Origin of the sequence: Rhodococcus sp. NPDC060086 (assembly GCF_042730275.1) — a bacterium.
In the GTDB taxonomy this organism is placed as follows: domain Bacteria; phylum Actinomycetota; class Actinomycetes; order Mycobacteriales; family Mycobacteriaceae; genus Rhodococcus.
The window spans coordinates 19,141-35,398 of record NZ_JBHWWZ010000033.1 but is presented as its reverse complement, the minus strand read 5'-3'; the positions used below and the strand labels follow the sequence as shown (position 1 = coordinate 35,398).

Annotated in this window: 3 protein-coding genes; 1 reads left to right on the top strand and 2 read right to left on the bottom strand. The window is 66.3% G+C overall.

Features of this window, described 5'->3' with window-relative positions; translation table 11 throughout:
• Positions 1-14 precede the first annotated feature (14 nt).
• Positions 15-1,055 (top strand): esterase/lipase family protein, encoded by a 1,041-nt coding sequence (locus tag ACFWB0_RS17650; RefSeq protein WP_378491766.1) that lies wholly within the window; start codon positions 15-17, stop codon positions 1,053-1,055.
• A gap of 85 nt (positions 1,056-1,140) precedes the next feature.
• Here ACFWB0_RS17650 and ACFWB0_RS17645 read toward each other — a convergent pair whose 3' ends face one another.
• Both ACFWB0_RS17645 and ACFWB0_RS17640 read right to left on the bottom strand, forming a co-directional pair.
• Positions 1,141-2,205 (bottom strand): alpha/beta hydrolase, encoded by a 1,065-nt coding sequence (locus ACFWB0_RS17645; RefSeq protein ID WP_378491765.1) that lies wholly within the window; start codon positions 2,203-2,205, stop codon positions 1,141-1,143.
• Between the two features lie 170 nt (positions 2,206-2,375).
• Positions 2,376-16,040, bottom strand: a complete 13,665-nt coding sequence (locus ACFWB0_RS17640; protein WP_378491788.1) for an amino acid adenylation domain-containing protein — start codon at positions 16,038-16,040, stop codon at positions 2,376-2,378.
• Positions 16,041-16,258 lie beyond the last annotated feature (218 nt).

Sequence of the window (16,258 nt, the reverse complement as noted above, 5' to 3'; positions counted from 1 at the left end):
CCCGAGGAGTATCCATGAAATTTACGCGCAGGATTGCTGTGGCCACCGCCGCCGCCTCCCTTGCCGTCTCGGCGTCGTTGGTCACCGCACCGGCGATGGCGTCTGCCCAGCCCACCGACCTGCCTCCGAGCACCGGCACGACAAGTGCCGCCGCGACGAGCAGCAGCCGTCTCGTCGACCTGCTCTCGACGATGGGCCCCAGCCCCGAAGGCTCGAACGATCTCGGTTGTGTCCCGTCCCCCGAGCACCCGAGACCGGTGGTCCTCGTGCACGGCACCGGGTCGGGAATGATGCAGACGTGGCCCATCGTCGCACCACAGCTTGCCGATCTCGGCTACTGCGTCTACGCACTGAACTACGGCGGCGCGAAGGCCTTGTTCGATCCTGAGACGACGATCTGGGGTGTCACCGACATCGAGGAGTCGGGAATGGAGGTACGCGATTTCGTCGAGGCCGTCCTCGAACACACCGGCACCGACAAGGTCGACCTGGTGGGTCATTCACAGGGCGGAATGCTCGCACGTCAATACCTCAAGTTCGAGGGTGGTGCGAATCCCGCGGACCCGGCGCTCAACAAGGTCGAAAATCTCGTCATGCTCGGAGCGACCAACCACGGCACGTCCTTCAACGGACTCCAGCAGCTGTACGGGGCGCTCGCGATCCTCGGGCTGACGAATGGGAGGGACATCGTCGCCCAGTTGCTGTTCGCCGGCACCAATCTCGGTGTCGCCGGCCAGCAGCAGCTCATCGGTTCACGCACGCTCACAACGCTCAACAGCGGTTCCGAGACGATGCCGGGAATCACCTACACCTCGATCGCGACGCGGCACGATGAGATCGTGACACCGCCGGAGGGCTCGTTCCTCGAACCCGGAGTCGACGCGGAGGTCCACAACAAATGGGTCCAGGACGTCTGCCCGACCTCCCCCGCGAATCATTCGACGATGCTGATGCTGCCCGAATCGCTGTATCTGGTGAAGTCCGCCCTCGACCCCGCCTACGCCGCCGCTCACGAAGCGCCCTGTGCTGCACCGGAAGCCGACGCGACCGAATAGACACCCCCGACGACCGACAAAGCCCCTCCTACTTGCAGGAGGGGCTTTGTTCGTCAGATCCCGGGACGGGTACGACCGGCCAGGGTCACAGGCCGAGCGCGCGCTGGAGCACCGGCCAGGAATCCTTCAGATCGTCTTGCCAGTAGCCCCACGAGTGGCTGCCCGAGTCCCGGAAGTTGTAGGTGGCGGGGATGTCCAGCTCGTTCAGGCGGTTCTTCAGGTTGTGCGTGCAGTAGTTGGTGGCCGCCTCGATCACGCCACCCACGACGACCTGGTTCGCAAGCACGTCCACCTGGCCGTCGATCTCCGGACCGTCGAGTGTGTCGTACGGGCCGGGCAGACCGTTGCCGTTCGAGATGTAGAGCTCGAGGCCACGCAACTGCTCCGCGTTGAGGTACGGATCCTTCTCCCTCCACATCGGATCGTCGAGCTCACCCCACATGTTGCGGGTGTCGCCGCCGCCCCAGGTTTCAGTGGTGACCTTGACGAACTGCTGACCGATCGGATCCGAGGTCTGTGCGCAGCCGCTGTACGCCGCCACACCCTGGTAGAGGTCGCCTCCTTCGATGGCCAGCTGAAGAACCGATGTGCCGGACGACGACAGACCGGCGATCGCGTTGACGCCGTTCGCTCCGAGCGCGGCGTCGATCAGCGGCGGAATCTCCTTGGTGAGGAAGGTCTCCCACTTGTTCACGCCGAGGACGGGGTCCTCGTTCTTCCAGTCGGTGTAATAGCTCCACTTGCCACCGACCGGCGAGACCACGTTGACGTTCTTGTCCTTGAAGAAGTCGATGGCATCCGTGCGGAACCGCCATGTCGCACTGTCCTCGCCGCCACCCGCACCGTTGAGCAGGTACAGGGTCGGGCGGGGCTCACTGGTATCGGCGGGGCGCCACACGTCCAGCAGGATTTCCTTGTTCATCGACGCCGAATGGACGTAGACGAGGAGTTGCTGATCGCCGTACTGCTCGATACGCGTGATGTAGGAGCCGTTCTCGGACTCCACCGCCTCGATCGGCTGCTCGGTGTCCCATACCGGGTCGGCCGCGGCCGTGGCACCACCGAAGAACAACGGCAGTGCTACGACAGCTGCCGAGATCGCGGCGAGCCTCGTCCTTCGAGTGCATGTCCGCGACTCGACAACCTTCATTCGCTTGAACCTCCTCAGGCCCGCTTCCGAGCATGATTTCCAGACCTCGGTGCGTCCGAGGCGCACCGTCCGGCGCAGCACTACGTATATCTACAGCTCAGCCGTGCACGTTACCGTGGACCGCGCATCCGCGATCCGACAGTCCTGTGCGAGCACACCCTACCCGGAGATCACCGCGGATCAAGATCGACATGATCATCGCCCAGAGCAGGCACGATGACGTCGAGCGCGGATGGTTCCATCATCTCTCCGTGCCCTCCCGGGACGAACCGGGTACGGATACGTCCCGCAACGAACGGCGTCCACAGGTCCGCGGCGTCCGCCTCGGTCGGATGCTCCTCCATTGCACTGAAGAACTCCACGTCACCGGCGAACACTCCGGGTTCGTGACGGTTGATCAGATCCGGTGATGTCATCGCTGCGGCGAAGATGCGCTGCACCCTCTCGATGTCGAGGTCGATCAGTTCCGCGGGCACCGCACGCACGAGCGCTGCGGCCGCCTCGAAGGGAAGCTGCCCGTCGAGGGTCTCGGGTTCCACCTCTATGCCGAGGACGCGCAGATTCTCCGAGATCTCCGACTCGAACCGGCCTGTGTCGATCCGCGGGATGCTGTCGATCAGCACAAGGCTCTCCACACGCCGACCACGGGCCTGAAGTTCCACTGCCACCGCATGCGCGAGCACGCCACCCAAGGACCAACCGAGCAATCGGTACGGTTCCTGCGGCACCGTGGCGACGATCTCGTCGGTGTACCTGCGCGCGAGATCGTCCAGCGATGCTCCGGCGAAATCGGGTTCGGTCAGTGCCGGCGTCTGCACGCCGTACACAGCGCCCGGCACCTCCAGGCGCGCCGCGAGCTGCGCGTAGGGCCAGGCGAGTCCGATCATCGGGTGCAGGCAGAACACTGCGTTCGCGGGATCCCCTGCACGCAGCGGCAGGATGACTTCGAGGGCTGCATCCGATTCCGCGCCGCCTGCACCCCCGACGCCGTCACCACCGTCAGCGAGTCGGGCCGCGAGGTCTTCCACCATCGGTGACTCGAGGAGCCATGGCACACGTACCGTCACACCGAGCTCGTCCCGCAGTCTCGCAACCACCTGCGTCGCGACGAGGGAATTGCCACCGAGATCGAAGAAGTCGTCGCCGAGTCCGACCCGGTCGAGGTCGAGCGCCTCGGCATATATGCGCGCGACCAGTACTTCGATTTCGGAGCGAGGAGCACGGTATGTCCGCATCGACATTTCGGGTTCGGGCAGGGCCGCACGGTCCAGCTTGCCAACCGGAGTCAATGGCACGGTGTCGAGGACGACGATCTCGTCGGGAACCATGTGTCTCGGCAGTGAGCGTGCGGTCGCACGGAGGAGTTCGGACGTGTCGACGAACGAGCCTGTCGCTGCGGTCACGTACGAGACCAGGCGCACGACGCCGTTCTCGGATGTCCGGGCGATCGTGACGGAGAAGCCGACAGCGCTGTCGTGCCGGAGTACTGCGTCGATCTCGCCGAGTTCGATGCGGAATCCGCGGATCTTGACCTGGAAGTCCGACCGACCCACGTAGGCGATGTCGCCGCTCTCGGTCCAGCGGACCACATCCCCGGTCCGATAGAGGCGCGTCCCCGATCCGAAAGGATCAGCGACGAAGCGCTCGGACGTCAGCCCCTCCCGCCGGTGATATCCACGCGCCAGCTGGATACCCGACAGATAGAGCTCCCCGGCGACACCGACCGGAACAGGCCGCAACCGAGCGTCGAGCACGACGGCACCCACCCCGCGGATCGGTCCGCCGATCGTCACGTCGTCGCCGGGAGTCAGCGGTGCGCTGATGTTGGTCATGATCGTGGTTTCCGTGGGGCCGTAACCGTTGTGGAACGCACGGCCCGAAGCCCAGCGCGACACCAGTTCCGGAGAGACGGCCTCACCGCCCGCGACCAGAACGCGCAGTTCGTCGAGCCCTTCCGGGTCGAGGGAAGCGATTGCTGCGGGTGTGATGAAGGCGTGCGTCACGCGTTCGGTCCGGATGAAATCCGCGAGGTCGCGCCCGCCGTAGATGCTCGGCGGTGCAATCACGAGCGTCGCGCCAGGTGCGAATGCCAGCAATAGTTCGAGTACCGACGCGTCGAAGCTCGGTGATGCGAAATGCAGCGCACGGGCGTCGGCGCCCAATGCGTATCGATCACATTGCTCGGCCGCAAAATTGGCCAGCCCGGAATGGGTGACCACGACGCCCTTCGGAAGCCCCGTCGATCCGGACGTGTAGATGACGTAGGCCGTGTTGTCGACTCGCACGGGCCGTACCCGCTCGCTCGGCGATACCGGGTGATCCGGCTGCGCCGACATTTCCGAGATGGTGGTGTCGGCTGTCAGATCGATCCATTCGATGCTGCCGGGCAATCCGTCGCGATGCCGAGCCACGGTCAAGCCGAGGACTGCTCCCGAATCGGAGACCATGTGCGAGATACGGCCGGTCGGGTAGCTCGGGTCGACGGGAACGTAGGCGGCGCCGGTCTTCGCCACTGCCCACACCGCTGCAACCGACTCAATGGATCGAGTAATACCCACGGCTACAACATCTTCCGCTCCGATCGCGCGGGCGATGAGCAACCGCGCCAACCGCGACGAGAACCCGTCGAGCTCGGCGTATGTCCATTCGCGTCCGTCGTGGACGAGCGCAACGCCGTCGGGGTTGCCCGCGGCTGCTGCCGACAGCAGCTCCCCCAACGGCACTGCCGGAACAGCAGGTCCGCCGTGACGGTGGGTGAGGTCCTCGAGTTCGTCGACTTCGAGATACGGCAGTGCGTCCACCGGCGTCGCGGGGTCGGCGAGGATGGCGTCGATGATCCGCAGATATCGGGTGGCGAGCGTCGTGACGGTGTCCGCATCGAGAATGTCACTGCGGTACTTGAATCCGAGTGTCACGGTGTCCTCTGCAGTGACGGCGACGGACAGCGGATAGTGGGTGGCGTCGCGAGTGTTGACGCCGGCGACGATCAGCCCGTCGATCGATCCGGCCTCCGCGATCCCGCTCCGGTCCACCGGATACGACTCGTACACGAGCAGGGTGTCGAACAGAGCTCCGAGACCCGTCCGCTGCTGGATCTCGGCCAGGCCCACATGGTGGTGGTCCAGGAGCGAGGCCTGGTCGACCTGGATGCGCTGGAGCAGCTCCTCGGTCGTCGCCGAGTCGCCGAGTCGTACGCGGACCGGCAACGTGTTGATGAACAGTCCGACCATCGATTCGACGCCCTGAAGGTCTGCGGGCCGACCCGACACGGTGGTACCGAACACCACGTCGTCGCGACCGGTCGTGCGCGCGAGGAGCGCTGCCCACGCACCCTGCAGCACGGTGTTGACCGTGACGCCGAGCCTCGCTGCGACCTCTCCCAGAATGTCGGTGCGGTCGCGTCCGAGATCGATTCGGTGTTCCGCCGAAGTTGCTCCCGCACCATCGGTATCGGCGCCGACCAGAAGGGTCGGCTCATCGACCCCGTCCAGCGCCTGCACCCATGCGTCGACCGAGTCCTCGTGGTTGCGGCGACCCAGCCACTCGAGATAGCTGCGATAGGACGGCACTCGTCCGAGCACGGCGGCGTCGCCCGACGTCGCATACAACACCAGCAGATCCTTCATCAGCAACGGCATCGACCAGCCGTCGAGCAGGATGTGGTGACTCGTGACCGCGAGCGTCCAGGATTCGGTTCCGGTCCGCACCAGCGTGAATCGGATCAGCGGCGGCGCGGCCAGGTCGAAGGCAACGTCCTGGTCGGCGCGCAGTACAGCGTCGAGTTCGGCCGTATCGGCCGCGGTGTTGCACTTCCCGGTACCACCCTCGACGGTCAGGTCGAGTTCTCGCCACGGCAGCACGACATCGTCGACGACCACCTGCACCGGTTCACCGGATTCACCCGCGACGAAGGCGGTGCGCAGGTTGGGATGCCGGTCGAGGAGTGACGTTGCCGCGCCACGGAGACGCTCGGGATCGACGAGTCCGGCAAGATGGATCAGCACCTGGGTGCTGTAGACATCGGACTGCCCTTCGGCGAGCAGCGCGTGATACAGCAATCCGGACTGCAACGGTGCGAGCGGCCAGACGTCGGCCGCGTTCGGGTACTCGGCTTCCCAGCCATCGATATCGCGCTGGGTGACCTCGACCAAGGGAAGATCGGTCGGTGTACGCCCGCCCGCGTCGGGGCGCGCCGCGTGGACAGCGAGCCCCTCGAGCGCGCGGACCCACCACCGACCGAGTTCCTCTACCTCGTCGCGGTCGAGCAGACCGGCAGGGAATCCGAGGTTCGCGCCCAATTCGCCTCCGATGACCACCGCATTGATGTCCACCGAGGCGAGCGCGGGGGCGTCGCTGTCGTCGCGACCGGACAGGTCGCCGAGGTCTCCGGCGGGGAGCCAACCCAGTTCCGCGGCCTGGCCCTGTGACAGCTCACCGGCATCGAGGCGCCCGAGGTAGTTGAAGCTGACCTGACCGGCCGGGAGCTGCGCGAGCATCGGGGCGGTGTCGGTGTTGCAGTACCGGAGCAGTCCGTAGCCGAGCCCCTTGTCGGGGACGGTGCGCAGGTGTTCCTTGACGGTCTTGAGCGCGGAGCCCGCGGCCGGTCCGCCGTCGATCGCGTCGTCGAGGTCGATGCCGGACAGGTCGAGCCGCACGGGGAACATCGCGGTGAACCAGCCAACGGTGCGCGACAGGTCGGCCCCGGGGACCACGCCCTCTTCGCGTCCGTGACCTTCGAGTTGGATCAGCGCCGACAGTTCGTCCATGCCTCGGTCACGGCGCCAACCGGCCAATGCCAGTGCAAGACCCGTGAGCAACACGTCGTTGACGCCGCCGTGGTAGAGCTCGGGAAGTGTGGTGAGCAGCGTGTCGGTGACCTCCGCTGCGACACGGACCCGGACCTTCTGCACGGTCGAAGCACGATCGACCGCGGGGTCGAAAGGACGTGTGCCCAGGAGGGGGTCGGGTCCATCGAGGATCGACGTCCACATCGGCAACTCTGCCGTACGATCGCCGGCACTGCGAACGAGCGCATCGGCCCAGGTCCGGAACGACGTTCCGACCGGCTGCAGCGCTACGGCCTGTCCGTGGTCGATCTGCGCCCACGCAGTCACGAAGTCGGGTACCAGGATTCGCCACGACACACCGTCGACCACGAGGTGATGGGCCACCACGATCAGCCGTCCGGTGCGGCCGGCGCCGGGAGCGGGGTCGAGCCAGACGAACTGCAGGACGGTGCCGCGCGACGGATCGAGCCGTGCCTCTGCGGTGTCGAGTTCGCCTGCCGCGATACTGCGCCACCGGTCGTCGTCCGCGTCGGCGGGGACCTCCACGCGGGAGACGAGGGAGTCCACATCGACGGAACCGGTTGCAGTAGTCGACAGCAGCCACTCACCGGTGTCGTTGCGGCGCAAGGATGCCCGCAGAATATCGTGCCGGTCGACGACGGCGCGCAGGGTCGCAACCACCTGAGGACGCGAAATTCCTTCGGGCAGTTCGAGCGCGATGGTCTGGGTGTAGCGGTCGAAGCTGCCGCCGCGCTCGACCATGTATCGCACGATCGGGGTGAGCGGGATGTCGCCTACTCCGCCTCCGTCGAGTTCGACGAGCGACGGCGCGGTGCCGGTACCTGTTCGCGCGACCTCGGCGAGTCCGGCCACGGTGCGCTGCTCGAAGACCTCACGGGGTGTGAACACGATGCCGCGCGCCTTCGCCCGCGACACCAACTGGATCGAGACGATACTGTCGCCGCCGAGCGCGAAGAACGAGTCGTCGACACCGACCCTGCCGATTCCGAGTACGTCGCCGAAGACCTCGGCGATCGCCACCTCCGTCGGTGTCGCGGGTGCACGGAACTCCTTGCCCCCCGAGAACACCGGCGCAGGAAGCGCTTTCTTGTCGAGCTTGCCGTTCGGTGTGAGCGGCAGAGCATCGAGGATGACGATCGTGTCGGGAACCATGTATCCGGTCAGGAATCTCCCGACCTCGTCGAGCACCTCCGCCGGCACCACGGTGGCGCCTGCGCGTGGGACGACGTATCCGACGAGCTTGTCGCCGGTGTGCTCGTCGGTCCGCACCGTGGCGACGGCATGCGCGACCCCGTCGACGGATGTCAACGCGGCTTCGATCTCCCCGAGTTCGACGCGGAAGCCACGCAGCTGGACCTGCGAATCGCTGCGTCCGACGTACTCGAGTTGGCCGGACGCGGACCAGCGTGCAACGTCACCGGTGCGGTACATACGGGTTCCGGACGGGCCGAACGGGTCGGCGACGAATCGTCCGGAGGTCAGCGCACCGCGCCCGAGGTATCCGCGGGTGAGCTGCTCACCGCGAACATACATCTCACCGGGGACACCGGCAGGCACCGGCCGAAGCCTCGGGTCGAGGACATAGACGCCGAGTCCGGGGATCGCGCGTCCCACAAGGCTCGCCGCGGACCCGCTGTCATCTGCACCCAGTTCGAGATGGGAGACGTGCACCGTGGTCTCGGTGATGCCGTACATGTTGACCAGGCGGGGCGCATCGTCGGCGTGCCTGCGGTACCAGTCGGCGAGGCGACGCAGGTCGAGTGCCTCGCCTCCGAAAATGACGTACCGCAGCGCGAGCCGGGTCGAGTGCTTTTCTTCTGCAACATGGTCGGCTTCGGCGAGCTGGTAGAACGCCGACGGCGTCTGGTTGAGGACCGTGACCTGCTCCCGCACGAGGAGGGCATGGAAGTCCTCCGGCGAGCGGGACGTGAAATGGTCGACGACGACCAGCCTGCCGCCGTGGAGCAGTGGGCCCCACAGCTCCCACACCGAGAAGTCGAATGCGTACGAGTGGAACAGTGTCCATACGTCGTTGCCGTCGAATTCGAAGGCCGGTGCGGTGTTCTCGAACAGCTCGAGGACGGTACGGTGCGGAACCTGCACCCCTTTGGGACGTCCGGTGGATCCGGATGTGTAGATGACGTAGGCCAGGTTGTCGCTGCGCAGCGGTGCTGCGCGATCCTCGTCGGACAGGGGTGCGTCGCTGCGCGTCGACAGATCGATCAAGTCGACATCGATCACGGGGATGCCGGTGTTGGGCAGCGCATCGTGGTCACCGGAGACGAGCACGACGACCGGCGTCGCATCGGCGAGCATGAACTCGAGTCGGTCGGCCGGATACGTGAGGTCGATCGGCAGATATCCGCCGCCGGCCTGTTGCACCGCGAGCAACGCGACGACGAGGTCGGCGGTACGTGCCATCGCGACAGCGACCAGGGCGTCGGGTCCGACGCCGTGATCGACGAGTTCGCGTGCGAGCCGGTTCACGCGGGCAGCGAGTTCACCGTAGGTCAGTTCCCGGCCGCCGAACGTCACGGCGACCGCGGCGGGAGTGCGTGCCGCTTGATCGACGAAACGCTGGACGAGTGTGTGGTCGCTCGTACGGGTACCCGGCTCGTTCCAGGCTTCGAGCAACGTCGCGCGCTGTTCCGGGGAAAGCAGCGGCACATCGCCGATCACCGTGTCGGGGTCCGCGGCGACAGCACTGAGTATCCGGCCGAGTCGGTCACCGAATTCGCGCATCGTGGCCTCGTCGAACAGGTCCGTGGCGTAGTCGAGCGCCACCGCCATTCCGCCGGGCGCTCCGTCCGGACCGAAGGCTTCGACGACCGTGACCTGCAGATCGAACTTGGCGTCGGTGATCGGGAAGTCGACGGGTTCGACGGTCAGCCCCGGAAGGTCGAAACGGGACTGCCCCAGGTTCTGGAACGTGAGGGCAACCTGGAACAGCGGGTGCCGGGCCTGGGAGCGTTCGGGGTCGAGGGCCTCGACGAGTCGCTCGAAGGGCAGATCGGCGTGACCGAATGCGCCGAGGTCGGTCTCGCGGACCCTGGCCAGCAGATCTCCGAAGGCGTCGGACGGATTCACCGCGGTGCGCAGTACCAGTGTGTTGACGAACATTCCGATCACGTCGTCGAGCAGCTGTTCACCGCGTCCCGCGATGGGAGTGCCGACGACGATGTCGCTTGTGCCGGACAACCTGGCGAGCAATACCGCAAGCGCACTGTGCACGACCATGAACAGCGATGCGCCCCTGTCGCGGGCGAGCCGTTCGAGTGCGGCGTGAGTCGGTGCGTCGATCTCGAATGCAGTGTTCGCGCCTCGATGCGAGAGGACTGCGGGGCGGGGCCGATCCGCAGGCAGGTCGAGCTGGTCGGGGATGCCCTTCAGCGTCTCGCGCCAATAGGTGAGCTGCCGGGTGATCGGCGACTCGGGATCGGTCTCGGATCCGAGCACGTCACGCTGCCACAGCGTGTAGTCCGCGTACTGCACGGGCATCGGCGCCCAGTCGGGTTCGTGACCTTCCGCGCGGGCGGTGTAGGCGAGCATCACGTCCCGTGCGAGGGGACCCATCGAGAAACCGTCACCGCTGATGTGGTGCAGCACCACGACGAGCACATGCTCGTCGGCGGCGAGACGCAGCAGCGAGATCCGCAGGGGCACCTGTTCGGTGACGTCGAACCCGGACGTCACCGTGGATTCGACGTGTCGCGCCACATCCGCAGGCTCGACGTCGACCACCACGATGTCGGGCACGGCCGCCGCGGGGAGGATCACCTGCTGTGCGATACCGTCCGACTCGGGGTAGACGGTGCGAAGCGACTCGTGGCGTCGGATGAGGTCGGCGACCGCGGCGCGCAGAGCCTCGACGTCGAGCGTACCGCGCAACCGGATCGCGAGCGGCAGGTTGTTCGCGGACGAGTCAGGCTCGAACCGGTTGAGGAACCACATCCGTTGCTGTGCGAGCGACAGTGGGATCCGCTCGGGTCGGGTCTGCGCCGACAACGGTGCCACGGCCACGTCACGTGACGCGGATTCGACGTGCACGGCAAGTGATTCGACATCGGGATGCTCGAAGAGCGCGCGCACCGCGACACGAGTGCCGAGGGCAGCGCCGAGACGCGCCACGACCTGCGTTGCCACGAGCGAGTTACCGCCCAGCTCGAAGAAGTCGTCGTCCCGGCCTACCCGATCGACACCGAGCACATCGCCGAAGACTCGTGCGACGATCTCCTCGACGGGTGTCGTCGGAGCACGGAACTCCCGAGCCTCGAATGTCGGTGAGGGGAGCGCTTTCCGGTCCAGCTTGCCGCTCGTGTTGAGCGGGAACTCGTCGAGTACGACGACGGCCGACGGCACCATGTACGACGGCAAGGACGACCGCACGGCAGCGATCAGCGCCTGTCGGTCCACGGACCTCCCGACCACGTAGGCGACGAGTTGTTCACCGGTCGGAGTGGGCACGACGAGCGCGACGGTCTGTGTGATCCCGGGCTGGGCGAGAACCGCGGTTTCGATCTCGCCCAGCTCGATGCGTTGTCCGCGGAACTTGACCTGGAAGTCGGTGCGACCGAGGTAATCGAGTACGACGGCGCCGTCTGCGGTGCGTATCCATCGAACGAGGTCGCCGGTGCGGTACATCCGGTCGCCGGCCCGCCCGAGCGGACTCGCGACGAACCGGTCGGAGGTCAGGTCGGGCCGGCGGACGTACCCGCGTGCGAGCTGGACTCCCCCGAGGTAGAGCTCACCCGGTGTGCCGACGGGAACCGGCTGCAGGCGCGCGTCGAGGACGTACACCTGAACGTTCCATTCAGGGAGACCGATGGGCACGACCCCGGTGGTGTCGGCCGGTTGGTAGGTGACCGAGACCGCGGCTTCGGTGGGTCCGTACAGGTTGTGCACAGCGGCGTTCGCGCCTATGCGGCGGAAGGCGGCGACGGTCTCCGAGGGAAGTGCCTCACCGATGACGAACACGTGACGTAGGCTCGAGCAGCTCCCGACCGGAGCATGCGCGGCGAACACTGTGAGCATCGACGGTACGAAGTCCGTGAGTGTCACCCCGTGACGATCGATCATGTCGGCGACGTAAGCCGGATCGCGGTGTCCGTCGTGGTCGGCCACGATCAGGCAGGCACCGCTGCGCAGCGGCAGGAACCATCCCCACAGCGACACGTCGAACGTGGTGGCCGTCTTCTGGAGGTACACATCGTCCGCACCGATCGCGTATTCGTGCACCATCCATGCGACCTGGTTGACGATCGCCTCGTGCGACACGGCGACGCCCTTGGGTCGCCCCGTCGAACCGGACGTGAAGATCACGTAGGCGGGTGTTCCCGGCCGGATGGGTCCCTTCAGCTCGTCATACCGCACTGGCTGTGTCGCATGGTTGTTCAGGTCGAGTGTGTCGATCTCGACCGCGTTCGCGTGGGACGGCAGGTCTGAAGCGTCGGCGACGGTGGTGAGCACACACACCGGCTGCGCGGTGTCCAGGATGTGCCCGATCCGCTCCGCCGGGTGGTCCGGGTCGAGTGGAACGTAGGCTCCGCCCGCGGTGATCACCGCATAGATCGCCACCACGAGATCGACGGATCGACGGATACCGATCGCGACGAGCGACTCCGGGCCGACACCCGTGTCGAGCAGGTACCGCGCGAGCCGGTTGACCCGTGCGTCGAACTGCGCGTAGGTCAGCGACTCGTCGCCGAAGACGACGGCGGGCGAGTCCGGGGTGCGGAGAACCTGGGCGCGGTATTCGGACAGGAGCGTTCCGCTGTCCACCGCGTGCTCGGTGGCGTTGACCGTGTGGACGAGTTCGAGACGTGTCTCGGGCGCCAGCAGGTCGACATCCCCGACGACGGTATCGAGATCGGAGACCAACGCGTCGAGGGTCGCGACGAACCCGTCTGCGAGGCCGTGCACTGTGGCTTCGTCGAAGAGATCTGTGGCGTAGGTGAATTGCGCGGACATTCCGGCCGGCTTCCCGGCATCGAGTCGCGGGGTCACGGTCAGCTGGAGGTCGAACTTGGCGACGGCACCGCCGAGGTCGACTGCCTCGATGTCGAGTTCGGGCAGCGACAGGTCGGGTCGATCCATGTTCTGGAAGAACAACGCGACCTGGAACAGAGGGTGGTGGCCGGTCGAGCGCACGGGATCGAGGACCTCGACCAGCCGCTCGAACGGCAGTTCTGCGTGCGCGAACGCATCGATGTCGCCGGTGCGGACACGGTCGAGCAGCGCGGCGAACGTGTCGCCCGGTGCGATGGGTGTGCGCAGCACGAGGGTATTGACGAACATGCCGATGAGGTCGTCGAGGGCTCGTTCGCCGCGCCCGGCAACGGGGGTGCCGATGGCGATATCGGTAGTGGAGGACAGCCTGGCGAGCAGCGCGGCGAGCGCGGCGTGCACCACCATGAACGGTGAACAGCCCGTCGCCTGCCCGACCTCCGCGACAGCGGCGTGCAATGGGGGGTCGATCTCGAACAACACGGTTCCCCCGTGCCCGGAGGGCTCGGCAGGCCGGGGCCGGTCCGTCGGCAGATCGAGTCGGTCGGGCAGTCCGTCGAGCGTTTCCGTCCAGAATTCGATCTCTCGCGCCGCGACCGAACCGGGGTCCGACTCGTGGCCGAGGACTTCTCGTTGCCACAGCGTGTAGTCGGCGTACTGCACCTCGAGCGGAGACCATCCGGGAGCGGCGCCTGCCGCACGAGCGAAGTAGGCGACTGCGAGGTCGCGGACGAACGGCCCCGTGGATGCACCGTCGGCCGCGATGTGGTGCACGACGAGCACGAGGACGTGCTCGTCTTCGGTCACCTGCAGCAGTTCGACGCGCAGCGGCACTTCTTCGGTGACGTCGAATCCGGTGGTGACTGCGCGGGTCACACGGCCGGGTACCTCAGTGGGATCCACGATGTCGGGTTCGACGGGCGGCAGGGCCTGGGACGCCTCGAGGATCACCTGACAGCCGACACCGTCGCGGTCCGGATAGACGGTGCGCAACGATTCGTGCCGCTCGATCACGTCGTGGACGGCCGCCCGAAGTGCCGCGATGTCGAGTCTGCCCCGCAGCCGCAGTGCCACGGGGATGTTGTCGGCGGCGGAGGCCGTGTCGAAGCGATTGAGGAACCAGATTCGCTGTTGAGCAGGCGACAGCGGAATCGGATCCGGTCGTGGTCCGGCCGCAAGGGACATCCGTGCGGTGCCGCCGGTCTGTGCGTCGACCAGAGCGGCAAGCTCCACTACGGTCGATCCTTCGAAGACCAGGCGGGCGGGCACGCGCGTGTCGAGGTGTTCTCCGAGTCGGGCAGCGACCCGGGTCGCGACGAGGGAGTTTCCGCCGAGGTCGAAGAAATCGTCACCCCGACCGACCCGCTCGACACCGAGCACATCCGCGAACACCGCCGCCACCGCGATCTCCGTCGCCGACTCCGGTGCCCGGAACTCGGTGACCACCGGCCCCGGATCGGGAAGCGCCGAGCGGTCGAGCTTTCCGGTGGGCGACAGGGGAATGGTCTCGAGTTCGAGGATGACAGACGGAATCATATGCGAGGGAAGATGTTTCGACGCCTCGAGGGAAATCGCGTCGATATCGAGGTCGGTATCTGCAGCCCCGTGCACATACGACACCAACTGCGTCTCACCGGCCACAGTCGAACGCCCCACCGTCACCGCAAAATCCACACCCACACACGACGACAACACCGCATCGATCTCACCCAACTCGATACGAAAACCACGCACCTTCACCTGAAAATCGTTGCGCCCCACATACACGATCCCCGACCGAGCATCACGCGGCCCCCGCACCACATCCCCGGTCCGATACATCCGCACACCACCCGGCGCCGCCACGAACCGCGACGCCGTCAACCCCGCACGACCGTGATACCCCCGAGCCACCCCAGGACCCGACAGATACAACTCACCCGCTACACCCACCGGAACCACATGCAACCGCGAATCCAACACATACCCAACAGAATTACGAATCGGAGCACCGATCGTCACCTGCTCACCCGGCACCAACGGATCCGACATCGTAATCACGATCGTCGTCTCCGTCGGCCCGTACACATTGAAAAACCGACGACCAGGCGCCCACCGCGCCACCAGATCCGGCGGACACGCCTCCCCACCCACCGCCACACACCCGAGCACATCCAACCCCGACGGATCCACCGACGCCAACGCAGCCGGCGTCACAAACGCATGAGTAACCCCATGACGCACAACAAGATCCGCAAACTCCACACCGCCGTACACCGACGTCGGCGCCACCACCATCGTCGACGACGCCCCCACCGCCAACAACAACTCCATCATCGACGCATCGAAACTCGGCGACGCGAAATGCAACGTCCGCGACGCCGCACTCAACCCGTACCGCTCCACCTGCTCAGCACAGAAATTCGCCAACCCAGAATGCGACACCACGACGCCCTTGGGCCGACCCGTCGACCCCGACGTATAGATCACATACGCCGCATGCTCGACCCGCAACGTCCGAACCCGCTCATCGAACGACACCGGTCCTGCAGGTAGCTCCGAGAGCTCCGCCACCGTTGCCGGATCGTCGAGTGCGATCCACTGCGCCGTGGCCGGCAACGTCGGTGCTGTCGCGGCGAGAGTCAATCCGAGGGAAGCGCCGGAGTCCACGGTCATGTGCTCGACCCGGTCGGCAGGGTAGTTCGGGTCGACGGGGACGAATGCGGCACCCGTCTTCGCGACGGCCCAGGTCGCAAGCACCGACTCGAGTGAGCGAACGAACGCGAGCGCAACCACGTCCTCCGGGCCGACTCCCCTACCGATCAACAGCCGGGCGAGTTTCGACGATGCTTCGTCGATCTCCGCGTAGGTCAGCGAGCGATCCTCATGTACGACCGCGGTGGCCGATGGGTCGCGTTCCACCGCCGCAGCCAAGAGCTGCGGGAGCAGCAACGCGCGGGGTTCGCGACGCCGCGCCGGGCGCTGACGGGCGCGCGGGCGTCCGGCAGCCGACGGACGTTCACCACGGGGATCATCGAGATTCATCCGTGCATTGTCCCCTTGACCCGTGCCGTGCTCACGCCAGGCGTCACTCACCACTGTTTTCCTCGCACCTACGTCCGCGTCTGGTCCGGCGGGCTACCGGACGTTATCCAGCCCCATTAGACCATCGGGTTCCGGTTCTTCACGTTACGGGCGAGTCGGACACAGCGAGATGGGGTGATCCGTGATAAGGACCACCCCATCTCGCGGGTTTTCAGTTG